This window comes from Pseudomonas sp. PB3P13 (assembly GCF_054897735.1).
Genome location: NZ_CM142702.1, coordinates 3,993,473 through 4,018,223, shown reverse-complemented (window position 1 = coordinate 4,018,223; position 24,751 = coordinate 3,993,473). Strand labels below are relative to the sequence as shown.

At 58.7% G+C, this 24,751-nt stretch carries 28 protein-coding genes; 21 read left to right on the top strand and 7 right to left on the bottom strand.

Annotated features, from left to right (window positions below; genetic code table 11):
• Positions 1–65: 65 nt before the first annotated feature.
• On the bottom strand, positions 66–644 hold the full coding sequence (locus ACYZT1_RS18430; protein WP_462016096.1) for a Maf family protein: 579 nt from the start codon (positions 642–644) through the stop codon (positions 66–68).
• Between the two features lie 105 nt (positions 645–749).
• Between ACYZT1_RS18430 and ACYZT1_RS18425 the strand changes: the two genes are divergently transcribed.
• The 9 genes from ACYZT1_RS18425 (at position 750) to mltG (ending at position 8,091) form a co-directional block, all read left to right on the top strand.
• Positions 750–1,277 carry a YceD family protein gene (locus ACYZT1_RS18425; protein WP_462016095.1) on the top strand — a complete coding sequence of 176 codons (528 nt, stop codon included), beginning with the start codon at positions 750–752 and terminating at the stop codon, positions 1,275–1,277.
• Positions 1,278–1,290: 13 nt separating this feature from the next.
• Complete coding sequence (gene rpmF / locus ACYZT1_RS18420) at positions 1,291–1,473, top strand: 50S ribosomal protein L32 (protein ID WP_008152339.1); 183 nt, start codon at positions 1,291–1,293, stop codon at positions 1,471–1,473.
• A gap of 4 nt (positions 1,474–1,477) precedes the next feature.
• On the top strand, positions 1,478–2,488 hold the full coding sequence (gene plsX / locus ACYZT1_RS18415) for a phosphate acyltransferase PlsX (protein ID WP_462016094.1): 1,011 nt from the start codon (positions 1,478–1,480) through the stop codon (positions 2,486–2,488).
• Between the two features lie 126 nt (positions 2,489–2,614).
• A complete protein-coding gene (fabD, locus tag ACYZT1_RS18410) occupies positions 2,615–3,553 on the top strand; it encodes an ACP S-malonyltransferase (protein ID WP_462016093.1) in 939 nt (312 codons plus the stop codon).
• Positions 3,554–3,569: 16 nt separating this feature from the next.
• Positions 3,570–4,313: a 3-oxoacyl-ACP reductase FabG gene (fabG, locus tag ACYZT1_RS18405; RefSeq protein WP_462016092.1), complete on the top strand. Its 744-nt coding sequence runs from the start codon at positions 3,570–3,572 to the stop codon at positions 4,311–4,313.
• Positions 4,314–4,504: 191 nt separating this feature from the next.
• On the top strand, positions 4,505–4,741 hold the full coding sequence (gene acpP, locus ACYZT1_RS18400; RefSeq protein WP_462016091.1) for an acyl carrier protein: 237 nt from the start codon (positions 4,505–4,507) through the stop codon (positions 4,739–4,741).
• 108 nt (positions 4,742–4,849) lie between these two features.
• The gene (fabF, locus tag ACYZT1_RS18395) at positions 4,850–6,094 is read left to right on the top strand and encodes a beta-ketoacyl-ACP synthase II (protein ID WP_462016090.1); all 1,245 of its coding nucleotides are present in this window, start codon (positions 4,850–4,852) and stop codon (positions 6,092–6,094) included.
• On the top strand, positions 6,094–6,909 hold the full coding sequence (gene pabC / locus ACYZT1_RS18390) for an aminodeoxychorismate lyase (RefSeq protein ID WP_462016089.1): 816 nt from the start codon (positions 6,094–6,096) through the stop codon (positions 6,907–6,909). Before fabF ends, pabC begins: the two co-directional genes overlap by 1 nt.
• A gap of 3 nt (positions 6,910–6,912) precedes the next feature.
• Positions 6,913–8,091 (top strand): endolytic transglycosylase MltG, encoded by a 1,179-nt coding sequence (mltG, locus tag ACYZT1_RS18385; protein WP_462016088.1) that lies wholly within the window; start codon positions 6,913–6,915, stop codon positions 8,089–8,091.
• 47 nt (positions 8,092–8,138) lie between these two features.
• On the opposite strand, the gene flgA is transcribed toward mltG, so the two are convergent.
• Positions 8,139–8,885: a flagellar basal body P-ring formation chaperone FlgA gene (flgA, locus tag ACYZT1_RS18380; RefSeq protein ID WP_462016087.1), complete on the bottom strand. Its 747-nt coding sequence runs from the start codon at positions 8,883–8,885 to the stop codon at positions 8,139–8,141.
• A gap of 169 nt (positions 8,886–9,054) precedes the next feature.
• Between flgA and flgB the strand changes: the two genes are divergently transcribed.
• Genes flgB through ACYZT1_RS18320 form a run of 12 tightly spaced genes read left to right on the top strand, consistent with a single transcriptional unit; the run spans position 9,055 to position 19,460 of the window.
• Positions 9,055–9,411: a flagellar basal body rod protein FlgB gene (gene flgB, locus ACYZT1_RS18375; RefSeq protein ID WP_462016086.1), complete on the top strand. Its 357-nt coding sequence runs from the start codon at positions 9,055–9,057 to the stop codon at positions 9,409–9,411.
• A gap of 5 nt (positions 9,412–9,416) precedes the next feature.
• Complete coding sequence (gene flgC / locus ACYZT1_RS18370; RefSeq protein ID WP_462016085.1) at positions 9,417–9,845, top strand: flagellar basal body rod protein FlgC; 429 nt, start codon at positions 9,417–9,419, stop codon at positions 9,843–9,845.
• Positions 9,845–10,579 carry a flagellar hook capping FlgD N-terminal domain-containing protein gene (locus ACYZT1_RS18365; protein ID WP_462016084.1) on the top strand — a complete coding sequence of 245 codons (735 nt, stop codon included), beginning with the start codon at positions 9,845–9,847 and terminating at the stop codon, positions 10,577–10,579. The genes flgC and ACYZT1_RS18365 overlap by 1 nt, the downstream gene beginning before the upstream one ends.
• Positions 10,569–11,753 (top strand): flagellar hook protein FlgE, encoded by a 1,185-nt coding sequence (flgE, locus tag ACYZT1_RS18360; RefSeq protein WP_462016083.1) that lies wholly within the window; start codon positions 10,569–10,571, stop codon positions 11,751–11,753. Before ACYZT1_RS18365 ends, flgE begins: the two co-directional genes overlap by 11 nt.
• A gap of 9 nt (positions 11,754–11,762) precedes the next feature.
• Positions 11,763–12,491: a flagellar basal body rod protein FlgF gene (locus ACYZT1_RS18355; protein WP_462016082.1), complete on the top strand. Its 729-nt coding sequence runs from the start codon at positions 11,763–11,765 to the stop codon at positions 12,489–12,491.
• 19 nt (positions 12,492–12,510) lie between these two features.
• On the top strand, positions 12,511–13,296 hold the full coding sequence (gene flgG / locus ACYZT1_RS18350; RefSeq protein WP_462016081.1) for a flagellar basal-body rod protein FlgG: 786 nt from the start codon (positions 12,511–12,513) through the stop codon (positions 13,294–13,296).
• Positions 13,297–13,304: 8 nt separating this feature from the next.
• On the top strand, positions 13,305–13,967 hold the full coding sequence (gene flgH, locus ACYZT1_RS18345; protein ID WP_462016080.1) for a flagellar basal body L-ring protein FlgH: 663 nt from the start codon (positions 13,305–13,307) through the stop codon (positions 13,965–13,967).
• A 15-nt stretch (positions 13,968–13,982) separates the two neighbouring features.
• Entirely contained in the window at positions 13,983–15,086 is a 1,104-nt protein-coding gene (locus ACYZT1_RS18340) for a flagellar basal body P-ring protein FlgI (protein WP_462016079.1), read from the top strand.
• Positions 15,087–15,096: 10 nt separating this feature from the next.
• On the top strand, positions 15,097–16,098 hold the full coding sequence (locus ACYZT1_RS18335) for a lytic transglycosylase domain-containing protein (protein WP_462016078.1): 1,002 nt from the start codon (positions 15,097–15,099) through the stop codon (positions 16,096–16,098).
• On the top strand, positions 16,095–17,462 hold the full coding sequence (gene flgK / locus ACYZT1_RS18330) for a flagellar hook-associated protein FlgK (protein WP_462016077.1): 1,368 nt from the start codon (positions 16,095–16,097) through the stop codon (positions 17,460–17,462). The genes ACYZT1_RS18335 and flgK overlap by 4 nt, the downstream gene beginning before the upstream one ends.
• A 37-nt stretch (positions 17,463–17,499) precedes the next feature.
• Entirely contained in the window at positions 17,500–18,405 is a 906-nt protein-coding gene (gene flgL, locus ACYZT1_RS18325; protein ID WP_462016076.1) for a flagellar hook-associated protein FlgL, read from the top strand.
• A gap of 14 nt (positions 18,406–18,419) precedes the next feature.
• Positions 18,420–19,460: a hypothetical protein gene (locus ACYZT1_RS18320; protein ID WP_462016075.1), complete on the top strand. Its 1,041-nt coding sequence runs from the start codon at positions 18,420–18,422 to the stop codon at positions 19,458–19,460.
• 249 nt (positions 19,461–19,709) lie between these two features.
• On the opposite strand, the gene ACYZT1_RS18315 is transcribed toward ACYZT1_RS18320, so the two are convergent.
• The 5 genes from ACYZT1_RS18315 to fliP are packed head-to-tail and all read right to left on the bottom strand — an operon-like array spanning position 19,710 to position 24,737.
• Positions 19,710–21,806, bottom strand: a complete 2,097-nt coding sequence (locus ACYZT1_RS18315; RefSeq protein WP_462016074.1) for a flagellar biosynthesis protein FlhA — start codon at positions 21,804–21,806, stop codon at positions 19,710–19,712.
• Positions 21,807–21,808: 2 nt separating this feature from the next.
• Entirely contained in the window at positions 21,809–22,939 is a 1,131-nt protein-coding gene (flhB, locus tag ACYZT1_RS18310; protein WP_462016073.1) for a flagellar type III secretion system protein FlhB, read from the bottom strand.
• Positions 22,929–23,732 carry a flagellar biosynthetic protein FliR gene (gene fliR, locus ACYZT1_RS18305; RefSeq protein WP_462016072.1) on the bottom strand — a complete coding sequence of 268 codons (804 nt, stop codon included), beginning with the start codon at positions 23,730–23,732 and terminating at the stop codon, positions 22,929–22,931. Before fliR ends, flhB begins: the two co-directional genes overlap by 11 nt.
• A gap of 4 nt (positions 23,733–23,736) precedes the next feature.
• Positions 23,737–24,009 carry a flagellar biosynthetic protein FliQ gene (locus tag ACYZT1_RS18300; protein ID WP_462016071.1) on the bottom strand — a complete coding sequence of 91 codons (273 nt, stop codon included), beginning with the start codon at positions 24,007–24,009 and terminating at the stop codon, positions 23,737–23,739.
• Positions 24,009–24,737 (bottom strand): flagellar type III secretion system pore protein FliP, encoded by a 729-nt coding sequence (gene fliP / locus ACYZT1_RS18295; protein WP_462019277.1) that lies wholly within the window; start codon positions 24,735–24,737, stop codon positions 24,009–24,011. The genes ACYZT1_RS18300 and fliP overlap by 1 nt, the downstream gene beginning before the upstream one ends.
• Between the last annotated feature and the right edge of the window lie 14 nt (positions 24,738–24,751).

Below are 24,751 nucleotides of genomic sequence, written 5' to 3'. Positions count from 1 at the left end.
TCCTAAAGATGCGTGCAGTCCAGGCAGGAGCTGTCGAGTGCAACGAGGCTGCGATCTTTTGATCTTCACGGAATCTGCACACCCTCTGCCAACAGCATGTCGATCAGGCGAATCAGCGGCAGGCCGATCAGGCTGGTGGCATCAGCGCCTTCGGTGCCGCGAAACAGACTCACACCCAACCCTTCGGCCTTGAAGCTGCCTGCGCAGTCGTAGGGCTCCTCGGCACGCAGGTAGCGTTCGATGCGATCAGTGTCGAGCGTACGCATGTGTACGGTGAACGGGGCGTAATCAACCTGGCACGCGCCGGTTTGACTGTTGAACAGGGCAACACCGGTCAGGAATGTCACGCTGGCGCCACTTGCGGCGAGTAATTGCTCGCGGGCCTTCTCGAACGTGTGGGGTTTGCCGATAATGCGTCCATCGAGTACCGCGACCTGATCGGAGCCGATGATCAGGTGTGCGGTGTGGCTGCCCGACAGAGCCTGGGCTTTTTCTCTGGCCAGCCGCTTCACCAGCTCAATGGCTGACTCGCCCGGGCGATGATTTTCATCGATATCCGGCGAACTGCAGATGAACGGTAACTGGAGGCGGGTCAGCAATTCCCGGCGATAGGGCGAGCTGGAAGCGAGTAATAAAGGCAGCATGCGCATCTCCAAAGGTCAGGGGCGAATTCTAGCGACGCTTCCAGGTGACGGACAGGGCTGAATTTCCTTTGACATGGCCGGGTGCATCCCTATAATGCTGCGCCTATGTTGAATGACCCGATTCCACCTCACGTTGACCCGCGCAAATTGGCTGACCGTGGCACCACCCTTCAAGGTGAACTGCTGCTGGCCGATTTGGAGAGACTCTGCGACCCGCTTTCCGACACTGTCGGTAAGGTGCAGGCCAAATTTGTTTTTGAACGAGATGAACGTAAATCTGTGGTCATCCATAGCTTTATCGACACCGAAGTCAAAATGGTTTGCCAGCGTTGTCTTGAGCTGGTCACCCTGCCGATCCACAGTGAATGCAGTTACGCTGTGGTGAAGGAGGGTGCGAATACCCAGTCGTTGCCGAAAGGTTATGACGTGCTGGAACTGGGCGAAGATCCTTTGGATCTGCAGTCACTGATCGAGGAGGAGCTTTTGCTCGCCTTGCCCATTGTGCCTGCTCATCATCCGGAAGAATGCCAGCAGCCGGCGGGTCTCGATGAGCCCGAACCGAGCGAGGACGAGGTAACGCGGTCCAACCCGTTCAGTGTATTGGCGCAGTTAAAGCGTGACCCAAACGTTTAGGAGTTAATCAATTATGGCTGTTCAGCAGAACAAAAAATCCCGCTCTGCCCGTGACATGCGTCGTTCGCACGACGCCCTGACGGCAAGCACTCTGTCCGTAGAAAAAACCACCGGTGAAATTCACCTGCGTCACCACGTATCGCCAGAAGGCGTATACCGTGGTCGTAAAGTGATCGACAAGGGCGCTGACGAGTAATTCCTTGTCCGCTCAAGTCATCGCGATTGACGCAATGGGCGGGGACTTCGGTCCCCGCAACATTGTTCAGGCCAGCCTTGCTTGCCTGTCTGCTACGCCCTCGCTGCACCTGACCCTCGTCGGTCAACCTTCCATACTTGAAGAATTGCTCTGCGGCCAGTCGGCTGTGGATCGCTCGCGCCTGTCGATCATGCCGGCTGCTGAAGTGATTACCATGGACGAGAAGCCCGCGCAGGCCTTGCGCGGCAAGCCTGATTCGTCGATGCGCGTGGCCCTTGAGTTGCTGCGCGATGGCAAGGCTCAGGCCTGTGTGAGCGCCGGCAATACCGGCGCGTTGATGGCGTTGTCACGGTTCGTGCTCAAGACCTTGCCGGGCATCGACAGGCCGGCCATGGTTGCGGCTATTCCAACGCAGAAGGGCTATTGCCAGTTGCTCGACCTGGGTGCCAATGTCGATTGCAGTGCCGAGCATCTGTTGCAGTTTGCAGTGATGGGCTCGGTCGCGGCGCAGACCTTGGGCATCATTCGTCCGAGGGTCGCGTTGCTGAACATCGGTACCGAAGACATCAAGGGCAATCAGCAGGTCAAACTGGCGGCAACCTTGCTGCAGAGCGCCCGGGGCATTAACTACATCGGTTTCGTTGAAGGTGATGGGTTGTACCGCGGCGAAGCGGATGTGGTGGTGTGTGACGGTTTTGTCGGCAATATCCTGCTCAAGTCCAGTGAAGGCCTGGCGACCATGATCGCCGGGCGCATCGACGCCCTGTTCAACAAAAACTTTGCTTCAAAAGTAGTCGGCGCCATGGCGCTGCCGCTGATGAAACGCCTGCAAGCCGATCTCGCGCCTGCTCGGCACAATGGTGCGAGCTTTCTGGGGCTGCAGGGGATTGTGGTAAAAAGCCATGGTTCGGCAGGCGTCCAGGGCTTTCAGAGTGCGATTTCGCGTGCGTTGATCGAGATTCAGGAAAACCTGCCCGAGCGAATTCACGGTCGTCTGGAGGATTTGTTGCTTTAGGCGTTTTCGTCGGACAATGCTTAAATGTGACCGCTTTCATCGGTTGGCCATCCAACTGTCAGTTTTCTTCGTCCCCAACGGCGGGGCGTCATTTCTACGACGACAAGATCATTAGGGGCTTGTTACATGTCTGCTTCCCTCGCATTCGTCTTTCCAGGACAAGGTTCGCAGTCCCTCGGCATGCTGGCCGAGTTGGGCGCGCAACATCCGATTGTCCTCGACACATTCAAAGAAGCTTCCGATGCGCTCGGTTACGACCTGTGGGCGCTGACCCAGCAAGGGCCGGAAGAGCAACTCAATCAAACCGATAAAACCCAGCCGGCCATCCTGGCCGCCTCGATCGCCTTGTGGCGTCTGTGGCTGGCCGAGGGGAGCGCGCGTCCCGCTTACGTCGCCGGTCACAGTCTGGGCGAATACAGCGCACTGGTCGCCGCTGGCAGCCTGAGTCTGGGTGATGCCGTGAAGTTGGTGGAGCGTCGCGGTCAGCTGATGCAGGAAGCGGTTCCGGCCGGGCAGGGCGGCATGGCTGCCATCCTTGGTCTGGAAGACGCTGACGTGTTGGCCGCCTGTGCCGAAGCGGCGCAAGGCGACGTGGTCAGCGCCGTCAACTTCAATTCGCCTGGTCAGGTGGTGATCGCCGGCGCCAAGGCCGCCGTCGAGCGCGCCATTGAAGGCTGCAAGGCACGTGGGGCCAAGCGTGCCATGCCGTTGCCGGTCAGCGTGCCTTCGCACTGCGAATTGATGCGTCCGGCAGCTGAGCGTTTCGCTGAGTCGATCGCTGCGATCAATTGGCAGGCCCCGCAGATTCCGGTGGTGCAAAACGTCAGCGCCGACGTACCGGCCGATCTCGAAACCCTCAAACGCGACTTGCTGGAGCAGCTCTACAAGCCGGTGCGCTGGGTCGAATCGGTCCAGGCACTGGCTGCCAAGGGCGCGACCCAACTGGTCGAATGCGGCCCGGGCAAAGTGCTCGCCGGGCTGAACAAGCGCTGCGCCGAAGGCGTGTCGACTTCCAACCTCAATACCCCAGACGCTTTCGCTGCCACTCGTGCAGCGCTGGCCTGAATCAGGAGAAACTTGCATGAGTCTGCAAGGTAAAGTTGCATTGGTCACCGGCGCCAGCCGCGGCATCGGTCAGGCCATCGCCCTTGAACTTGGTCGTCAGGGCGCCATCGTTGTCGGCACCGCGACCTCCGCTTCGGGCGCCGCAGCCATCGCAGCGACCCTGAAGGAAAACGGTATCCAAGGCACTGGCCTGGCACTCAATGTCACCAGCGATGAATCAGTCGCTGCTGTGTTGTCGAGCATTCAGGAGCAGTTCGGTGCACCGGCGATCCTGGTCAACAATGCCGGTATCACCCGCGATAATCTGATGATGCGCATGAAAGACGACGAGTGGCATGACGTTGTCGATACCAACCTGAACAGTCTGTTCCGCCTCTCCAAGGGTGTTTTGCGGGGCATGACCAAAGCCCGTTGGGGACGAATTATCAGTATTGGTTCGGTTGTGGGTGCCATGGGCAACGCAGGCCAAGTAAACTACGCTGCCGCCAAGGCCGGCCTGGAAGGTTTCAGTCGTGCCCTGGCGCGTGAAGTCGGTTCGCGTTCGATTACGGTAAACTCGGTGGCCCCTGGGTTCATCGACACCGATATGACCCGCGAACTGCCCGAGGCGCAGCGTGAAGCCTTGCAGACGCAGATTCCGCTGGGCCGTCTGGGGCAAGCCAAAGAGATCGCGTCTGTGGTCGCTTTTCTTGCATCCGACGGTGCGGCTTACGTTACTGGGGCTACAATCCCGGTGAACGGCGGGATGTACATGAGTTAAATGTGACGGATCGTTTCAAAAAAATGTCATACGAGCTGTCTAAAATCCGTTATAAAGCTGCAATCTATTTATAGGCAGAGGGCATCAGGGTTTGAGGAGTGAAGCTTTCAGTTGAAAAACCGAAAAGGCTTTCTATACACTTACCCACTGGCCAGCTGCCTGAATTTGTCCATTAGGAGTGAAAACAAGGTATGAGCACCATCGAAGAGCGCGTCAAGAAAATCGTTGCCGAGCAACTGGGCGTTAAAGAAGAAGAAGTGATCAACAATGCTTCCTTCGTTGAAGACCTGGGTGCCGACTCCCTTGACACCGTTGAGCTGGTGATGGCTCTGGAAGAGGAATTCGAGACCGAAATCCCTGACGAAGAAGCTGAGAAGATCACTACTGTACAAGCTGCAATCGATTACGTTACTGCCCACCAGGCTTAATTGCCTGTAATCGTTGCTAGCTGTCATGGAAAAACCGCACTGCCATCATGGCGTGCGGTTTTTTCTTTAGGCCCGATGCAAAGTCGTCATTTGAAAAAGGAGAGTGCTGTGTCGCGTAGACGCGTCGTAGTCACCGGTATGGGTATGTTGTCGCCACTGGGCACGGATGTGCCGAGCAGTTGGCAGGGCATTCTGGCTGGCCGTAGTGGCATTGGTCTGATCGAACACACCGACCTTTCTGCCTATTCCACCCGTTTTGGCGGCTCGGTAAAGGGCTTCAATGTCGAGGAATACCTGTCGGTCAAGGAGGCACGCAAGCTCGACCTGTTCATTCAATACGGTCTGGCAGCAGGTTTTCAGGCTGTGCGCAACGCAGGTCTTGAAGTCACCGACGCGAACCGTGAGCGCATTGGCGTGGCCATGGGTTCGGGTATCGGTGGCCTGACCAATATCGAAGAAACCAGCCGCACCCTGCATGATTCCGGCCCACGACGGATCTCTCCGTTTTTCGTGCCAGGCTCGATCATCAATATGATTTCCGGTTTCCTGTCCATCCACTTGGGGGCACAGGGACCCAACTACGCCATCGCTACCGCGTGTACCACGGGTACACACTGCATTGGCATGGCGGCGCGCAACATCATGTACGACGAAGCCGACGTGATGATTGCCGGTGGCGCCGAAATGGCTGCCTGTGGTCTGGGCATGGGCGGCTTCGGTGCCTCCCGTGCATTGTCGACCCGCAACGACGAGCCGACCCGCGCCAGCCGTCCATGGGACAAGGGCCGTGACGGTTTTGTGTTGTCCGACGGTGCTGGTGCTCTTGTCCTTGAGGAGCTCGAGCACGCCAGAGCGCGCGGTGCGACTATCTACGCAGAACTGATCGGCTTCGGGACCAGTGGCGATGCGTTCCACATGACGTCGCCGCCGGCGGACGGTGCAGGCGCTGCACGCTGCATCACCAATGCCCTGCGCGATGCCAAAATCAACAGTGATCAGGTTCAGTACATCAACGCCCACGGTACATCGACACCGGCCGGCGACCTCGCTGAAGCCTGCGCGATCAAGTCGGTGTTCGGCGATCATGCCTACAAACTGGCCGTCAGCTCGACCAAGTCCATGACCGGCCATCTGTTGGGGGCGGCGGGGGCGGTTGAAGCCATTTTCAGTGTGCTGGCGATCAACAGCCAGGTGGCACCGCCCACCATAAACCTCGATGAGCCGGACGAAGGCTGTGATCTCGATTTCGTGCCGCACACGGCGCGCAATATGGACATCGATGTGGTGCTCTCCAACTCCTTCGGTTTTGGTGGGACCAACGGCTCGCTGGTGTTCCGCCGGTTCGCTGGCTGATGGACTGCTGGGTCGACGGTCAGCCGGCTGATGCGCTGTCGCTGAAGGATCGCGGCCTGGCTTACGGGGATGGTCTGTTCGAGACCATTGCTGTGCGCAATGGCAAAGCGGTGCTGCTGGAGCGGCATCTCGAGCGTCTGCATGAAGGTTGCCGGCGTTTGGCGCTCAATCTCGATCACGCCGCAATGGCCACTGAGCTGGTGACCTACGCCCGAACCCTGAGCGATGGCGTGCTCAAGCTGATTGTCACTCGCGGTGATGGCCTTCGGGGTTATGCGCCGGATCCCTCGGCACAGGCCCGTCGCATCTTGCAAGGCAATTCGCCTGCCGCCTATCCCGCGGCGAACGCCGAGCAGGGCGTGCGTCTTTTTCCATGCGCGACGCGCCTCAGCAGGCAACCACTGCTTGCGGGGCTCAAACATCTGAATCGTCTCGAACAAGTCATCGCCCGCGCCGAATGGCAAGATGCCGAGCATGCCGAAGGGCTGATGCTCGATCTGGCCGGGCGAGTGATCGAAGGGGTGTTCAGCAATGTGTTCCTGGTCCGCGATGGCGTCCTGATCACTGCCGACCTCAAGCGCTGCGGTGTTGCCGGCGTGATGCGTGCGGAATTATTGTTTCAAGCCAAGTCATCGGGAATCCCGACGCAAATCACCGATATCTCCTTGGAACACCTGCAATGGGCCGATGAGGTGTTCGTCTGCAACAGCGTTTATGGCATTTGGCCGGTGCGCGCCTTTGCAGCACTGAGCTGGCCGGTTGGGCCGGTCACCCGTAAACTCCAAACCATTGCCCGTACGCTATTGGATGCTTGATACGTGAGACGTAAATTCTTGCTGCTGCTGGAAACCGGATTGGTTCTGGCAGGGTTGTTGTTGGGGGCTTCAGCCTGGAAAATTCATTCAGCGCTGGAACAGCCGCTGAATGTCGCCCAGGAAGAACTGCTGGAAGTGCCAAAAGGCACGACCCCGAACCGCACACTGATCCGACTTGAAGCCGACGGCGTCATCAAGGATTCGTTTTGGCTGCGTGTGTATTGGCGCTTCAATCTGGCCCAACAACCCTTGCACAGTGGCGAATACCGCATGCTGCCCGGCATGACCGTCGAAGGTCTGATCGATTTGTGGAAGCGCGGGGAAATGGTTCAGTACAGCCTGACCCTGGTGGAAGGCTGGAATTTCCATCAGGTCCGCGCTGCCCTGGCCAAAGAGGCAAAACTCGAACAGACCCTGAATGGCTTGAGCGATAGCCAGGTCATGGAGAAGCTCGGTCATAACGGAATTTTCCCGGAAGGTCGTTTCTTCCCTGATACCTACCGTTTCGTGCGGGGCATGACGGACGTCGAGCTGCTTAAAAAAGCCTATGATCGCCTCGATGAGGTGCTTGCCAAAGAGTGGGCGCAGCGCTCTGCCGATGTGCCGTACACCGAGCCTTACCAGGCGCTGATCATGGCTTCGCTGGTCGAAAAGGAAACCGGTGTGCCCCAGGAGCGTGGGCAGATCGCCGGCGTGTTTGTGCGTCGTATGGAGATGGGCATGCTGTTGCAGACCGATCCCACCGTGATCTATGGCCTGGGTGATCGCTACAATGGCAAGCTGACCCGCGCGCACCTCAAGGAAGCGACGCCCTACAACACTTATGTGATTTCCGGTCTGCCGCCGACGCCGATTGCGATGGTCGGCCGCGAAGCGATCCACGCGGCGCTGAATCCGGTGGCAGGCAACAGCCTGTATTTTGTCGCCCGCGGTGACGGCAGCCATGTGTTCTCCAACGACCTGGACGCCCATAACAACGCGGTGCGCGAGTACCAGCTCAAACGCCGCGCCGACTATCGCTCCAGCCCGGCCCCGCAACCGGCCGGAGCAGAGCCGGCGGCGGATGACGAAGAATCGATGCCGGCGGCTTCGCCAAATCCCGATCCCGAGGCCTTGCCGCAAGTGCCTGCGCCTGCCGCCGAGCCTGACTCAACGGTCGAGCCGAATACCCCCATGCAGTAAGGCGCGCAATAAAGGTAGGGAGATGACGTCCAGTGCAATGCGGGCGTTCAGGGTTTGTCCATCTCAGTGGACGCCCGCTCCCCTTCGAGCGTACTGGTAACCTCCCTGGCCCCCGTCACCCTGGCCTCGATAATCTTCCCGCTCCCCGGATTCTTCACCCTTACCACGGCGCCCAAACGCCCATCTTCCATGGCAAGCCCCTGGATGGCTGCCTGTATCTCGCCCTGGCGGGCGGTGACCTTGACTTTGTCACCGCGACGTACCAGCCAGGGGGAGACGAGCATGTCGGTGCTGAGCACTTGCTGCGCACGGATGCGGCGTTTGGCACTGAGACCTGTGACGTCTTCAATTGATGCGATCACTCCCCGGCGTTGCTTGCCAAGGTTGACCTCCTGCTGCTCCAGCATCGCCGAAGTGATGGCCTGCCCGCGCTCCAGTACCTGGGTTGTGACCACTGCCTGGACGAAGACGTTGGTCTGAGTAGTAACGACCAGCTTCCAGCCTTGCGAACCGGGGCACTGCACGGTGAGGCGCTGTCGGGTCAGGGCTGGAGGCTTGTCGTTTTCATCGTGCACTTGCAGGGGCAGGGTGCAAGGCTGGCCAGGAACCTCGTTGGGCAGGACCACACCTTTTTTGCTCCAGCGCATGCCGCGCCAGCCTTCGCGCTCGGCCTGTCGCGCAAGGCGTTGGCTCAGGTGTCGCTGGACCGCTTGGTCGATTTGGGCGGCCAGTGTCTCGCTTGCCATGGCAGGGGATGACGTCAGCGACAACACAAGCGCGAGTGCGGAAACCACGCTTCCTCCTAAGGCTGTCCATCGCGCTGAAAGCGGAAGCAAGCGCGTGCTGTTGTTCTTTTCAATGCTCATAAAAACCTTATAAATCAGCCAGTTGAGCAAATTTTTTGTCTGGGCACAGATCCTGCACTCACTGCATCGAGCTGAACTTGATCAATGGTGTCTGGCAATGAGTATACGGATAGAAGACGCGATGGGTGTGCACATGCGTGCTCTCGGGTTGCACATGCAGCGCAGTGAAATTCTGGCGGCAAACCTCGCCAATGAGGATACGCCGGGCTTCCAGGCACGCGACCTGGATTTCGCCAGTGAAATGCGGCGCCACGATGCGGTGCCGCGCTTCGGAGACAGCACCCACGCGCAATTGCAATACCGAGTGCCATCCCAGCCATCCCAGGACGGCAATACGGTTGAGCTGAGTGTGGAGCAGGCTGCCTTCTCCAAGAGCACCTCGGATTTCCAGACCAGCCTGACGTTTCTCAACATGAAATTCCGTGGCCTCAAGCAGGCAATAGAAGGACGCTGACGACTATGGCTTTTGATGCGATTTACCAGATTGCCGGCTCTGCGATGAACGCGCAGACCGTGCGCCTGAATACCGTGGCAAGCAACCTGGCCAACGCCGATTCGGCTTCCGCTAACGCCAAGGATGTCTACCAGGCGCGTAAGCCAGTGTTTGCTGCCATCTATGAAAACAACCAGTTGACCCGCGGTGTCGGCATGGGCGGCGCGCATGTGCAGGTGCTGGATGTGGTGACCGCCGGACGCGAGGCAAAAAAACGCTATGAGCCCGACCACCCACTGGCCGACCGCAGCGGTCATGTGTTCTACCCGGATATAAACGAGATCGAGGAAATGACCGACATGATGTCGGCCACCCGTAGTTTTGAAACCGGGGTTGAAGTCCTGAATCGAATCAAGAGCATGCAGCAAGGTTTGCTCAAGCTGGGAGAAGCCTGATGAGTGCGGTGCAAAACGATACTTACGGCAACCGGCAGGCTCGCGACCCGGTTATGCCCAGATCTGATGCCAGCGAGATGCAAAACACCTTCATTCAATTGTTGGTGGCGCAGATTCGTAACCAGGACCCGACCAAGCCCGTGGACAGCAGCGAGTTTCTCAGCCAGTTCGCCTCAATGTCCCAAGTGCAGAGTCTGGAGAAAATGTCACTGTTGACCCAGAACAACATGGTCTTGCTGGAAAACCTGCAATACCTCAGCGCTGCAAGCCTGGTGGGGCAGACGGTCAAAGTGCGCGCTGACGAACTGGACCTGAGTGATCAGCCAGTTCAGGCCGAAGTCAACCTTGAGCACAGTGCCAATGAGTTGGTGGCGATCCTCACCGATGCCAACGGCGTGAAGACGGAGATCCCGCTACCCGCCAGCGAGCCGGGGCGCGTGGAGTTCGAAATCGATCCGGTGGCCCTGGGTCTCAAGCCGGGCAAATACGACATTGAAGTCAAATCCGCCAGCGACGAGAGCCTGGAGGTGGAAGTCAAGGGCAAGGTCAACAGCGTCCGCCTGGGGGCTGATGGTCCGGTGCTCGATGTGGCCGGGGTCGGGTCTGTTCCGTTCTATGAAATTACCGAGTTCAGCGAGGCGTCATTGTTCGCCAACCTGATGATGCCGCCTCGGGGCAATGACGCTCCACGCTCCCTCAATCAATTTGCACAAGGACAACGCCATGAGTTTTAACATTGCCCTGACAGGCTTGAATGCGGTCACCGAACAACTCAATACCATCAGTAACAACATCGCCAACGTCGGCACCGTCGGGTTCAAGTCCTCCCGCACCGAGTTCGGCAGCCTGTATTCGGGTACCCAGGCGATGGGTGTCGGCGTGCTGGGGCTGACACAAAGCATGAGCACTGGTGGTTCTCACGTAGCCACCGGTAACGCGCTGAACCTGGCGATTTCCGGAGGCGGCTTCTTCGTCACCCGCAGTCCTTCCGGAGATATCAGCTACACCCGCGCCGGCGCTTTCGGCAAGGATAGCGATAACTTCCTCACGGATGCCTCTGGCCAATACCTGCAAGGCTATCCGGTGGACGCTGCTGGCAACTTGATGATAGGCACCGTGGGCGACTTGCGTCTGCAAACCGCCAACCTGCCAGCCAAGGCCACCGATGCCATCAAATTCGTGGCTAACCTTGATGACAACAATGATCCGATCACCGTGCCTTTTGATCCGGACGATATCGACACCTACACCGACTCTCAGACGACCCCGATCTACGACTCCAAGGGCAAGCAGCACTCCCTGACCCAGTACTTCGTGAAAACCGCTGACAACGAGTGGGCGGTCCATTACTACGTCGATGGCGAAAAGGTGGGCGGCCCGGAACCGATCGAATTCGACAATAGTGGTGGCCTGGTGTCGCCGTTGACTCCAGTCAACATCAGCTTTGCGCTGGCGGGCGCCGAGACGATGAGCATTGATATTGATTATGCCCGCAGCACCCAGAACGCTTCGGATTTTGTCGTGACCACCAACGATCCGACTGGCTACGCAGCCGGAGAGAATACCGGGGTCAAGATCGAAAACGACGGCAAGGTCTACGCCACTTACAGCAACGGTGAGCGTTTGCTCCAGGGGCAGGTGGTGATGGCCAACTTCGCCAATATGAACGGCTTGAAAAACGAAGATGCGACCCGCTGGAGCGCGACTGGTGAATCGGGCAACCCGCTGATTGGGGTTCCTGGAAGCGGTTTGTTCGGCGACCTGAAGGCTGGCGCGCTGGAAACCTCCAACGTCGACATGACTCAGCAACTGGTCGGCCTGATGGAAGGTCAACGCAACTACCAGGCCAACAGCAAGGTGCTGTCCACCGACAAAGAACTCACGCAAGTGCTGTTCAGCGCGATCTGAGGCTGATCCATGGACCGTTTGGGATATACGGCAATGACCGCCGCCAGCCGTACCATGACTGCGCTGGGCGTGCGCTCCAACAACCTGGCCAACGTCAACACACCCGGCTTTCGTGCCGACCTTGAGCAAGCGGTCGATGTGCAGGTTCAGGGTTATGGCTACGACAGCCGCCATCTGGCACTGGGCGGGGGCAATGGAGTGAGCATGGCGCCCGGGGCGCTGATGGCTACGGGCAGGGAGATGGACTTTGCGATCAAGGGCCCGGGGCTGATTGCTGTGCAGGGCGCCGACGGCGAGGCCTATACCCGCCACGGCAGTCTGCAGGTCGATGCCGGGATGCAATTGACCATCAATGGCCGGGCCGTGCTGGGCGAGGGTGGTGCCATCGAGCTGCCGGAATTCGAGACGCTGCACATAGCCGTCGATGGCCGGATTTCGGTACTGCCCAAGGGCGAGCCACTGATGGTCGAAGTCGACCGGATCAAGCTGGTGGACCTGCCGGCGGCGCAGTTGCAGAAAAATACCGCAGGGCTACTGGTCAGCCGGGACGGCGCACCGGCGCCGGTGGATGAAAACGTGACCCTGGCCTCGGGGTTTCTTGAGTCCAGCAACGTTTCGGCAATCGATCAACTGGTCGGCACCATGAGCTTGAGCCGGCTGTTTGAAACCCAAGTCAAAATGATGAAAGCCGCCGAGGACCTGTCCACGGCGGGTAACAGCATGATTCGCGGCAGTTGATGCCCGTCAGGAAATAAACATGAGTTCTGCACTCTGGATCAGCAAAACCGGCTTGGCTGCACAAGACAAAGCCATGTCCACCGTGGCCAACAACCTGGCCAACGTCAACACCACGGGTTTCAAGAGCGACCGGGTGGTGTTCGAGGATTTGTTCTACACCATTGAAGTACCGCCGGGCGCCCAGGCCGATGAGGTCAACACCGTACCTTCGGGCATCCAATTGGGCAGTGGGGTACGTGTCGTCGGCACGCAAAAGGTGTTCACCGAGGGCAGTACCCAGGCTACCGGCCAGCCCATGGACCTGGCCATCAGCGGTCCGGGGTTCTTCCAGGTAGAAGCCCCCAATGGCGAGATCTACTACACCGAAAGCGGTCAGCTGCAGATGAACGGCGAGGGGTTGCTGGTCAATACGCAGGGCTTGCCGCTGTCGCCAGCGATTGAGCTGCCGGTGGGCCACAATAACTTCAAGGTCGGCACGGACGGCATCGTCACGGTCATTTTGCCTGGCAGCACCGAGCCGGTGGAACTGGGGCAAATCACTCTCGTCAACTTCGCTAATCCGTCTGGCCTGCAAGCTCTGGGCGGCAACCTGTACAAGGAGACGGTGTCCAGCGGTGAGCCGGTCGAAGGCGTGGCCGGGGAGGACGGGCTTGGTACGATCAAGCAAGGACAGCTGGAAGGTTCGAACGTCGAAGTGGTGGAAGCCATGGTCGCGATGATGGCGATCCAGCGTGCTTATGAGGCCAATGCCAAGGTACTGGATGCCTCGTCCGGCATGCTGCAGTTCCTCAATCAAACGGTCTGAGCAGGCTGATGCGTAACGTTATCCTGCTGTCGCTGACATTGGGCCTGTGCGGTTGCCAGAGTTTCGTCGAAATGTTGCCCGACGAAGACTCCAGCGCCTATGAGCCGCTGCCTCTGGATTACAACTTGCCGCCCGCCAAGGGCGGCGGGCTTTACCGTAGCGGTTATGCAGGCTCCTTGTATCAGGACAAGAGGGCTTTGCGTGTGGGCGACATCCTGACCATTGTGCTCGATGAATCCACGCAGTCGAGCAAAAGTGCCGGGACCAGTTTTGGCAAGAACTCAAGCATCGGCATTGAAGCGCCGACTGTCCTTGGCAAGGCCTACCCCAAGCTGGAAACATCGGCGGCAGCTTCGCGGGATTTTGACGGGGCTGCGAAAAGCTCTCAACAGAACACCTTGCGTGGCGCCATTGCAGTCACGGTACACAAGGTGCTGCCCAACGGCACCTTGCTGGTCAAGGGCGAGAAGTCGTTGCGGCTGAACCAGGGTGACGAGTTCATCCGCCTGGCTGGCCTTGTGCGCCTGGACGATATCAATCGCTATAACCAGGTGTCCTCGCAGAGCGTAGCCAACGCCCGGATCTCTTACGCTGGGCGCGGGGTACTCAATGACAGCAATTCCGCGGGCTGGTTATCACGCTTTTTCACCCACCCGTTATTCCCCATGTGAGTGGAAACCCCTCTTATGCGATGCGTTTTGAACATCCTGATGGCGGCCGGTGCGTTGCTGTATATGACGCCGATTCGGGCCATACCATTGATGGACCTGGTCGATGTGGAAGGCATCCGCGGCAACCAGTTGATTGGCTACGGTCTGGTAGTGGGCCTGGACGGAACGGGGGATAAGAACCAGGTAAGGTTCACCAGTCAATCAGTGGCCAATCTGATCAAGCAGTTTGGTGTCAACCTGCCGCCCAACGTCGACCCCAAGCTCAAAAACGTCGCGGCGGTCACGGTGACGGCCATCGTTCCGCCGTCCTACAGCGTGGGCCAGACGGTGAACGTAACGGTTTCATCCCTGGGTGATGCGAAAAGCCTGCGAGGCGGGCAACTCTTGATGACCCCGCTTTCAGGGATAGATGGCGAAGTCTACGGAGTGGCCCAAGGCGCGCTGGTGGTGGGTGGTCTCAAGGCTGAGGGGCGCAGTGGCTCCAGTGTGGCGATCAACAGTGCCAACACTGGCTTGATCGCCAACGGCGCCACCATGGAGCGGATGATCCCCAGCGACTTCAGCGAGCGCAGCGACATCATGCTTAACATCCGCCAACCCAGCTTCCAGACCGCCAGCAGAGTCGCTGCGGCGGTTGAGGGGCGATTTGGCGCAGGCAGCGCCACGGCCCTGAATGCCACTAAGGTTTCAGTGCGGGCTCCGGTGTCCAGCAGCCAGCGTATCAACTACATGGCAATGCTTGAAATGATCGACGTGGAAGAGGGCAGGTCCCGTCCGAAAGTGGTGTTCAACAGCCGCACCGGCACCGTGGTGGTCGGCCAGGGCGTGCGCGTCAAGGCGGCGGCGGTGTCCCACGGCACGTTGACCGTAACCATCAGTGAAACGCCTCAGGTCAGCCAGCCGGGAGCATTTTCGCGCGGGGAGACCACCGTGGTGCCTCGCTCGGACGTTGACGTTACCCAAGAGCGCAACGCGATGTTTGCCTGGCCCGAGGGGGCTGACCTCGACAGCATCATAAAGACCGTCAACAGCCTTGGCGCGACGCCGGACGATGTAATGAGCATCCTCCAGTCCCTGGAACAAGCTGGCGCATTGAACGCCGAACTGATTGTGATTTAGGCCGTTCCTTATGAGCATTATCAATATCTCACAACACCGCAATGCGCCCCAGACCACTGCGCAGGATCCTGCCGTGGCCCGGCAGGCGCGTCTGGAGGCCGCCGCCGAGCAATTCGAGGCGATGTTTTTGCAGCAGATCCTCAAGCAAATGCGCAAGGCCGGCGACGTGTTGTCCGAGGGCAGCTTCACGCGGAGCCGGCAGTCCGACACGCTGCGCGAATTTCATGATGAGGCGCTGGCGGACACCCTGGCCACGCGCCGCGAGTCGGGGATCGCTGGCATGCTGGTCAGGCAACTGTCGCGCAGTGATGCGCTGTCAACACAGCCTGGCGTCCAGAAGCCGCACCATGATTTGCCGCCCGCCGCCGCACCCCCGCCTCTTGGTGAAAGCTTGCTGACGCCGATCGTGGCTACCTGGCAACGCGGTGTAGAACGTCTGGAGCGTGGCGCGGCCGGGCTCAAGGCTTTGGTCGCTCAGGTTATCGCACATGAATCTGGCGGGCAGACCGCAGCGATCTCCCACAAGGGCGCCCGTGGCTTGATGCAACTGATGCCAGGCACTGCCCGTGAGATGGCCGAGCGGCTCAACCTGCCCTACAGCGAGCACCGCCTGACCACCGATCCGGCCTACAACAAACGCTTGGGCACGACCTACCTGACCTCGCTGATCGAACGCTATGACGGAGTTACCGCCCTGGCGCTGGCTGCCTACAATGCCGGCCCCGGCCGGGTGGATGAATGGCTCAAGGTCAATGGCGATCCGCGCCATGGCGTGATCACTGAACAACAATGGGTTGAGCGCATTCCCTTCAAGGAGACGCGTCAATACACCCGCAGCATTCTGGCCGGGCTTGTGCGGGACGGGCGTTTACAGGAGTCGCTTAAGTCCTCGGTTGATTCGGTCGCTCTGGATCCTGAAGCGGTGACTTCCACCGCCAACCACACCCCCGCATTCCGCTCGGCGGCCTTCGCCCCGAACATGTGGATAGTGCGCAAGGAGATTGAATCATGAGCATCATGAGCCAGATTGGCTACTCGGGCATGGCAGCCGCCCAGATCGCCCTGAATACCTCGGCACAGAACGTCGCCAATATGTTCACTCCGGGCTACAGCCGCTTGACCACGGTCATGGGGTCGCTCGCCGGCACCAGTGATCAGCAGGTCGGCGGCGGAGTCACGGTGACTGCGGTGCGGCGCATGAGTGACGATTTCAAGACTCAGCAGTTATGGCGCGCCACTACCGATATGAATTACTACCAGGCAGGCCAGGATTACCTGAGTTCCCTGGAAGGGATGATGGCCGGCGAAGGCTCGAATATAAGCATTGGTTTGGACAACTTCTACGCGGCCCTCAGTGAGGCCAGCGACCGGCCGGGTGACATTCCGTTGCGCCAGCAGATCCTGGCGGAGACAAGAAATCTCACCCAGCGCTTCAACGGCCTCACTTCCAATATCAGCAATCAGATTGATGCCTTGCATAAACAGCGCTCGGCCATGGGCGACGAGATCAACGGCCTGGCCAACAACCTGGCGTTGCTCAACCAGAAAATTGTCGAAGCCCAATCCACCGGTGGTGACAGTTCGTCCCTGCGCGACCATCGCGAATTGCTGGTAGGCGAGTTAAGCAAATACGCCGACGTGCGGGTCAACGAGGCTGCGGACGGATCTTTGACCGTATCGCTGCCCAACGGCCAGCCCTTGGTGTCCGGCAACACGGCAGGCCAGCTAACCGTCACCACTAACGCGGCAGGTCAGCAGGAAGTGTCGCTGAGTTTCGCCGGCACCAGTTTCCCGCTGCGACAGGACAACCTGGGGGGCGCTTTCGGGGGCTTGTATGACGTGGAGCACAACCAACTATTGCCCGCCAAGCAGCAGCTCAAGGAAATGGCGGGCGCCTTGGCCACTATGGTCAATGACACCCTTGCCACTGGCTATGACCTGGCCGGCAACCCTGGCAAGCCGTTGCTCAGTTTTAACCCCGACAGCGCTACCGGGCTGTTGCAGATGAATGATGTGAAACCCGAAGAGCTGGCTTTTTCCGGGGTAGCCGGTGAGCCGGGCAACAATACTGTGCTTCTGGCAATGATCGAGCTCAAGAACCTGAAGGTCACGATTGACGGCAATTCCGTCACGTTGGGCGAAGCCTATAGCGGAATGCTCGGCGAGGTGGCCAGTGCCAGCCGGCAGAACCAGGCTGACCTCAAGTCGGCGACCGCCGTAGCCGAGCAGGCACAGAGCCAGCGCGATAGCGTCAGCGCAGTGAGCGACACCGAAGAGGCTCAGACCGTTATGGAATACAACAAGGCGTTGCAGGCCAACATGAAAGTCATTCAGACGGCCAACGAATTATTCGACACCATGATCGCGGCCTTTTGAAGCGCGTTTTTTCGACTCCACCAAAAGGTCTACCGCGATGCGAATCTCCAACGCCCAAACCAGTGCCATGATGCACAGCAACATGAACCGCAATGCCGAAGCAATTGCCCGGTTGCAATCGCAAATCGGCTCCGGCCTGCGTCTTCAACTGCCTTCGGATGACCCGATCGCCGCTGCCCGGCTGATGCGCATCCTGCGTGAGGAATCGGGCCTGAATCAATACAACGACAACATTGGCAAGGTATCCGATAATCTCAGAATCCAGGAGACCCATCTGCAATCGAGTTCAGATGCAATGGGCAGCATCCGCGACTTGCTGCTCCTGGCCAGCAGCGGCAGTAACAGCGATGAGGATATGTCAGCGTTCGCCAGTCAGTTATCGAGCCTGGAAGACAGCCTCGTCAGCTTTTTCAATGCCAAGGACGAGTCCGGCAATTACCTGTTTTCAGGCACGCGCACCGACAGCCCGGCCGTCACCTTTGACCCTGTCACCGGCCGGTACGTGATGACGGGCAATGATGAACATCGCCAGGCAGTAGTGGGCAACGGCGTACTGATTGGCGACAACGTCACCGCCAGGGAAATTCTGGGGCCTGACGCTGACCTGCTCAACGATTTGCACTCCCTGGTCGAAAGCCTGAAGACCGCACCTTCGGACCCGGCAACCCTGGCGAAACTCAAGGACACCCTGAAGCAGTTGGACGTGACCCACGGCAACACCCTCGGTGCGATTACCGATATGGGCGGGCGACAGAACACCCTGACCCTGATGGCGGAGGCCAATGCAGATGTCTCGCTGGTCAACCAGAAGGTGCAGGGTGATCTCTTGCATCTGGACATGGGCGGCGCGTTCCTCAAGGTCAGTGCCTATGAGTTGGCGATGCAAGCCAGCCAGAAAGTGTATAGCCGGGTGGCGACCATTTCTCTGTTCGACTTGATGTAACTCCGGGAGTCATGATGCGCATTACTCAAGAGCGGTCAGCCATCGCCTCATTCGATATTGACCGGCGGCCCCGGCCGCAGTCGCGCGAAGGCTCTGCTCAATGGCGTGCGCCTGACGTCCACCCGGCCAAGGCAAAGAAGCAAGCGGTTCAACAGGGCACGCTGGCAAGCCGGGGGCTGGAGCTCAATCAACAACAATCGTCCATACAGTTGGCCCGGGTGTACCTGGGACGGCTGGCCACCCATTTGAGTGAGTTAAAGCGTGACCTGGAACGCGCGCTCAATGGTCCGGCCCACACTGCACCGACCAATGCGAGCATTGCCCGTTCCGTCACCCGGCTCAACGAGATGCTGGACAGCCGCTCGCGCCTGTCAGGCGCGAGCCTGGATGCGCAATTATCCGTTAACTTCGAGGAGCCGCAACGCAGCCGTTTCAGCATCAAGGGCCTGGAGTCGCTGCAAGGCATACAGGCTTCGGGCAGCGAAACGCTGCTGTTCAATGCCGGACGCCATCTGCCGGGGCCGATGGCGGTGGTATTGGATGATGAGATGAGTGACACGCAAACCCTGCGCCGCTTCAATGTCGGCCTGGCCCAGGCCGGATTGCATGTCGAACTGGGGGAAGATGGCGCCATGCGGTTCTCGGCTCCCGAGTCCCGCTGGAACAAGCTCAAGGGGCAGATCTCGGTTCAAGGCGAAGATAAACTATTCGCCAAGGACGGTTTTACCGCGATCCACAGTCAGGAAGACAACCTGCTGGGTACGCCGCTGCCCGTGCCTGAGGACGGGCGCATCGATTTCCGCCCGTTGCTGCACATCGCCAATCAAGGTTTGCAACGTGTTAACGGCGTGATCGAACAGCTCAACCAGCGGCAGGCCCACGCACTGGACCAGTTGGGTCGTCAAGAAAACAAGGAAGAAAAGCGCTGGGCCCATGACTTCGCCGGTCGTGTGTTCGCTCGCGGAGAATCCCCTGCGGAGTTCAAGCGGGTCGCGCAGATGATTCTGGCTCAGTCCCACATTTCTCGCCACACCGTCCTGGGCCTGATGGCCTGAGACCGCTTCCACAGTACGCAATCGTTGGGCAGTCGCCGGTGAGGTGCTCTTGTCGCAGATATTCCCTGCCTTGGTGCAGGAATATCTGAAGACGGCTGCATGTCATTAGCGGGTCCCCAGACTGTCCGTAGCCATCATGCGCGATTGATTGCCAAGCTCAAGTCAAGGCTGTGGCTGATCTGGCCCCGCCCTGACACCCCGATCTGAATCCGATGGCGTTGCCAGCCTCGCAGTGTCGAGGCCGGCCCGTCATCCCAGTGTACCGATGATGTTGACGCTGATGTTTTCCGGTATCTCGTTCTGTGACAGCACGTGCAGGCCGGGACTGAATACTCGGGCATACCGTGCGAGCAATGGTCGCAGTTGCGGCATGACCGTCAGTATCGGGGGATGGCCATCCTTGCGTAGTTTTTCCTTGACTACCGGCATCGCATTTTGCAACTGGTTGAGCAGGTTGGGCTCCACCGGGACGCTGTCCAGGCTAACCGGGCCGGCCTGCTGGGCAATGCTCAGTGCGCCGAGCAAAGTATTTTCCAGAGCGTTATCCAGCACAAACACATTCACCTCCTCACGCCGCCCGGCAATGCTGGCGACGATACTGCGCCTCAACGCGTAGCGCACATCGGCGGCCAGCAGCACCGGGTCCTTGGTGCTTTCGCTACTTTCGACCAGTGCCGTGGCTACCGTTACGACATCGCGCAGGGAAATGTTCTCCACCAACAACTGTCGATACACCCGATGCTGCTGGGTATAGGTCAACTGTGCTTTCAGGCTTTCGGCGAGCTTGGGGGCTTGTTCGATCAAACGTTTCATCAGGCTGTCGACATCGTCGTGCTTGAAAATGTCGGCCAGATTGTCGCGGATGACCTTGTTCAGGTGTGTGGCAATTACCCCGGCACAATCAATAACCTGATACCCCAGGTTCAGTGCCCGGCTTTTGTCAGTGGGCAGGATCCATACCACCGGCATGCGGTAGGCAGGGTCGATGCCGAGGATGCCGTCCACTTCACCGTATAAATCAGCCGATGGGATTGCCATCAACCGCTCGGCATGCAACTCGGCGCCGTCGAGCTGTTCGCCATTGATGTGGATCGAATAGTAGGCCGCCTTCAGGCGCAAGCTGTCACGGATCTGAATCTCCGGCAGGAGGAAACCCAGGGACTCCGAAAGCGTCTGGCGCAAACCGCGCACGCGCTGGGTTAATGGAGCACCAGCAGCTTCGTTGACCAGGCCCACCAGTTTGTAGCCCAGCGACACCGACAAGCGCTCGACATGCGGGATGTCCTCCCATGCCAGGCCCTGTGCGGCTTCCTGCTGCATGGCGCTGTTCAGGGCATCCACGGCCTCCAGTTCATCTGCCTGTGCTGGCGGTTGAAATCGCATCACGCACATAGCCAGAAACGCCACAACCGCTGCAAAACCGAGGAAGGCAAAATGCGGCATACCAGGCACCAGGCCCAGCACCAGCAAGATCCCGGCTACGGTAAACAACAGGCTCGGGGAGGCCAGTAGTTGGCGCCGCACCTGGGTGGTGATCTCTGCCGACTCATTAATCCGGGTTACGATCAGCGCAGCTGCTGTCGACAGCAGCAGGGCCGGAATCTGTGCCACCAGGCCATCACCGATGGTCAACAGCGCGTACTGCTGGAAAGCCAGGCCAGCGGGCAGATCGTAGACGAACATGCCGATGGCGAAACCGCCGAACAGGTTAATGATCAGGATCAGAATGCCGGCGATGGCATCGCCGCGAACAAACTTCGAAGCACCGTCCATGGCACCATAAAAATCTGCTTCCTTGGCGATGGTCTGGCGTCGCTGCTTGGCCTGCTCCTGGGTAATCAGTCCGGCGTTGAGGTCGGCATCAATTGCCATTTGCTTGCCAGGCAGGGCATCCAGGGTAAAGCGCGCAGTGACTTCGGAAATCCGCTCACCGCCCTTGGTCACCACCATGAAGTTGATGATCATCAAAATCACGAACACGATCATGCCGACGATGAAGTTGCCGCCGATCACTACCTCGCCAAAGGCTTCGATGACCTTGCCCGCGGCACCGGTGCCGGTGTGACCCTCGAGCAACACAATGCGCGTTGATGCTACGTTGAGGGTAAGGCGCAGCAGGGTGGTGATCAGGATTATGGTGGGGAACAGCGAGAAATCCAGCGGACTTTTCGATGACACGCTGACCATCAGCACCAGAATTGCCATGGCAATGTTGAAGGTGAACAGGACATCGAGCATCACCGGCGGCAAGGGCAGAATGATCATCGCGAGGATCGACAGGATGACCACCGGAATCCCGATGCGCCCGCTGCGCAAGGTCGGTAATAGGTTGTGCAGTAGATTCATGATTACGCCTTGTTTGCCATGCGTTCGGGTATGGGCAGGTTACGTGGCAACTCCGGTTTTGCACGCAACCCGCTTTTGTAAGCCTTCAATTGCAGGATGTAGGTCAGCACATGCGCGACCGCGGCATACAGCGACGCGGGAATCTGCTGATTGACTTGGGTGGTGAAGTAAATCGCTCGCGCCAAGGGTGCAATCTCCAGCACTTCCAGGTTTTGCGACGCGGCCATTTTGCGGATGTACAGGGCCATGTCATCGACGCCTTTGGCAATCACATAGGGCGCTTGGGCCTTCTGCACGTCGTACTTGAGCACCACCGCGTAATGCTGCGGGTTAACGATGATTGCATCGGCGTCTTTCATGACTTTGCTGATCTGGCGCTGGGACATCTGGCGCTGGATCTGCCTGATCCGTGCTTTCACTTCCGGACGGCCTTCCTGGTTGCGATGTTCTTCCTTGCGCTCCTGCTTTGTCATGCGCAGCTTTTTGAGAAAGAAGTACTTCTGGATGGGCACATCAATCAGTGCGAAAGCCACGAAAACTCCGAGCAAACTTATCAGTGTGTCGAACAGCAGCGCGAAGGCACCCCCTATGGCTGTCGGCAAGCTTGTCCGTTGCAGCGCCAGCAAGTGCGGAATGGCATCGCTGACCAGCATCCAGCCCACCGCAACCAGCAGGGCGATTTTTGCCAGCGACTTGAGCAATTCCACCCAGTTTTGCGCCGAGACAATCCGTGCGAGTCCTGTAATCGGGTTGAGCTTACTGAACTTCGGGTAGAAGTTTTTCGCGGCAAACACCCAGCCACCGGGCACGAGCGAGAACGCAATGACCAACAGGCTGGTCAGCAGCAGCGGTAGCAGCATCCTGATAAATACCACCAGGTTGTGGGTCAGTATCAGGCGCAAATCTTCCTGGCTGATTTCGCTGGAGTTGAAGTTCACAAATGACAGGCGATAGCTTTCCAGAAGCCCATCATAAAAGCTCACGAAGCTGAACTTGAGGATCAGCAGGGTTGCCAGCAGCGACACCGCGGTGGACACATCTTTTGAGCGCGTGACCTGTCCGTCTTCTCGGCTTTTACGCAGCTTCTGCGCCGATGCCTCTTCGGTTTTTTCCTGGGCGCTGTTATTGGACATCGGTGTTTTCCTGCATCATCAGCCCGATGGTGTCCAGCAGTTCACGGGTCAGGTGCAGGTAGTGTTCCGGCAGATTCGGAATCGACAGGTAAATGCACAACAACCCCAGCAGGATGGTGATCGGGAAACCGAGGGAAAACAGGTTCATCGAGGGCGAAATGCGGTTGAGCAGGCCAAAGCAGAATTGCACCAGCACCATGCAGAACACCATGGGCAGTGTCAGCAATACAGCGGCACTGAAGACCCAGGCGATGCCTTGCACGAAGGTCGCAAAACTCTGATGGTTCAAACCGCTGCCCACGGGCCAATGGATGAAACTTTTGTACAGCACGCTGAGGGTCAGCAAGTGCCCGTCAATGGCAAGGAACAGAAACGCGAGTAAGAGGAAGTACAGCTGGTAAACGATAGATGACGACGACACGCCGTTAACCGGATCGTTATAGCGGGCCATGCTCATGCCCATTTGGGCCGACACCACTTCACCGGCCACGCTGAACACGGTGAACACCAGTTGCAGGGATAGGCCGAGGATCAGCCCGAAGACCACCTGTTCCAGGGCGGTCAACACGCCTTGGGCAGACAGTGGGTCAATGGCCGGCGCCGGCGGCAGCGCGCCGGCGACAGCCCCCGTCACGACCAACGCCAGCAGCACTCGAATCTGTCGCGACATGCCTTTGTGATTGAATAGCGGCGCGGTGCTGAACACCGCCATCAGCCGGCAGAACGGCCACCAGTAGCCTTGCAGTGCATGCAGGTATTGGCTGGCTTGCATCAGGGGTTCGGAGGCGGGCATCTGGTCAACCCACCAGCTTACCGGCTTGCTTGAAGGTTTCGACAAACAGGTCGCTGAGGGTACGGATTATCCAGTGGCCGCCGAAAATCAGCATACCCAGGGTGATCAATAGCCGGGGTAAAAAGCTCAGCATCTGTTCGTTGATTTGCGTGGCCGCCTGGAACACGCTCACTACCAGTCCACCCAAAAGGCTTGGCACCACCAGCACACAAACGATCAGCCCGGTAATCAGGATCGCATTGCTGACCAGGCCTGCGGCAATTTCAGGAGTCAGCATCAGGCACCCCCAAACGGCTGGATACTGGACGTCAGCGTCCCCATCAGCAGCGTCCAACCATCCACCAATACAAACACCATCAGTTTGAACGGCAGGGAAATCATCATCGGCGACAGCATCATCATGCCCATCGCCATCAGCACACTGGCGACCACAAGGTCGATCACCAGGAACGGCAAGAAAATCATGAACCCCAACTGGAACGCCGATTTCACTTCGCTCAGCACAAATGAGGGCAGCAACAGGGAAAAGTCCAGGTCGTCCAGGTTGGCCGGCAGCTCTTCACCGGCCAGGGTGACCATCGTTTCCAGTGAAGCTTTATGGGTTTGCGCGAGCATGAAGCGGCTGAGACTTTTCTTCGCTACTTGCAGGCCCTGGTCCATGGAGATGGCATCGTTCTGGAAGGGCTCGTACGCGTCATGGTAGATCTCTTGCCAGACCGGCCGCATCACCAGCATCGTCAGGCACAGGGCGATGCCAATCAGTATCTGGTTGGGTGGGCTTTGCTGCAGGCCCATGGCCTGGCGCAGGATGGCCAGGACAATGATAAAGCGGGTGAAACAGGTCATCATCATCAGCATGGCCGGCAAAAAGCCCAGCAACGTCATCATGATCAGGATTTGCAGCTTGATGCTCAACACCTGACCGGTTTCACTGTCATCGAGATTGAAGAGCGCAATATCTCCCCCCGCGGCCCATGCGTACTGTGGAAGCGACAGGGCCAGCATTCCCAGACAGACGA

Coding starts and splice junctions, on each gene's coding strand:
- ACYZT1_RS18430 (WP_462016096.1), bottom strand. CDS start 644: ATGCTGCCTTTATTACTCGCTTCCAGCTCGCCCTATCGCCGGGAATTG.
- ACYZT1_RS18425 (WP_462016095.1), top strand. CDS start 750: ATGTTGAATGACCCGATTCCACCTCACGTTGACCCGCGCAAATTGGCT.
- rpmF (WP_008152339.1), top strand. CDS start 1,291: ATGGCTGTTCAGCAGAACAAAAAATCCCGCTCTGCCCGTGACATGCGT.
- fabD (WP_462016093.1), top strand. CDS start 2,615: ATGTCTGCTTCCCTCGCATTCGTCTTTCCAGGACAAGGTTCGCAGTCC.
- fabG (WP_462016092.1), top strand. CDS start 3,570: ATGAGTCTGCAAGGTAAAGTTGCATTGGTCACCGGCGCCAGCCGCGGC.
- acpP (WP_462016091.1), top strand. CDS start 4,505: ATGAGCACCATCGAAGAGCGCGTCAAGAAAATCGTTGCCGAGCAACTG.
- pabC (WP_462016089.1), top strand. CDS start 6,094: ATGGACTGCTGGGTCGACGGTCAGCCGGCTGATGCGCTGTCGCTGAAG.
- flgB (WP_462016086.1), top strand. CDS start 9,055: ATGAGTATACGGATAGAAGACGCGATGGGTGTGCACATGCGTGCTCTC.
- flgC (WP_462016085.1), top strand. CDS start 9,417: ATGGCTTTTGATGCGATTTACCAGATTGCCGGCTCTGCGATGAACGCG.
- ACYZT1_RS18365 (WP_462016084.1), top strand. CDS start 9,845: ATGAGTGCGGTGCAAAACGATACTTACGGCAACCGGCAGGCTCGCGAC.
- flgE (WP_462016083.1), top strand. CDS start 10,569: ATGAGTTTTAACATTGCCCTGACAGGCTTGAATGCGGTCACCGAACAA.
- ACYZT1_RS18355 (WP_462016082.1), top strand. CDS start 11,763: ATGGACCGTTTGGGATATACGGCAATGACCGCCGCCAGCCGTACCATG.
- flgG (WP_462016081.1), top strand. CDS start 12,511: ATGAGTTCTGCACTCTGGATCAGCAAAACCGGCTTGGCTGCACAAGAC.
- flgH (WP_462016080.1), top strand. CDS start 13,305: ATGCGTAACGTTATCCTGCTGTCGCTGACATTGGGCCTGTGCGGTTGC.
- ACYZT1_RS18340 (WP_462016079.1), top strand. CDS start 13,983: ATGCGATGCGTTTTGAACATCCTGATGGCGGCCGGTGCGTTGCTGTAT.
- ACYZT1_RS18335 (WP_462016078.1), top strand. CDS start 15,097: ATGAGCATTATCAATATCTCACAACACCGCAATGCGCCCCAGACCACT.
- flgK (WP_462016077.1), top strand. CDS start 16,095: ATGAGCATCATGAGCCAGATTGGCTACTCGGGCATGGCAGCCGCCCAG.
- flgL (WP_462016076.1), top strand. CDS start 17,500: ATGCGAATCTCCAACGCCCAAACCAGTGCCATGATGCACAGCAACATG.
- ACYZT1_RS18320 (WP_462016075.1), top strand. CDS start 18,420: ATGCGCATTACTCAAGAGCGGTCAGCCATCGCCTCATTCGATATTGAC.
- ACYZT1_RS18315 (WP_462016074.1), bottom strand. CDS start 21,806: ATGAATCTACTGCACAACCTATTACCGACCTTGCGCAGCGGGCGCATC.
- flhB (WP_462016073.1), bottom strand. CDS start 22,939: ATGTCCAATAACAGCGCCCAGGAAAAAACCGAAGAGGCATCGGCGCAG.
- fliR (WP_462016072.1), bottom strand. CDS start 23,732: ATGCCCGCCTCCGAACCCCTGATGCAAGCCAGCCAATACCTGCATGCA.
- ACYZT1_RS18300 (WP_462016071.1), bottom strand. CDS start 24,009: ATGCTGACTCCTGAAATTGCCGCAGGCCTGGTCAGCAATGCGATCCTG.
- fliP (WP_462019277.1), bottom strand. CDS start 24,737: ATGCTGGCCCTGTCGCTTCCACAGTACGCATGGGCCGCGGGGGGAGAT.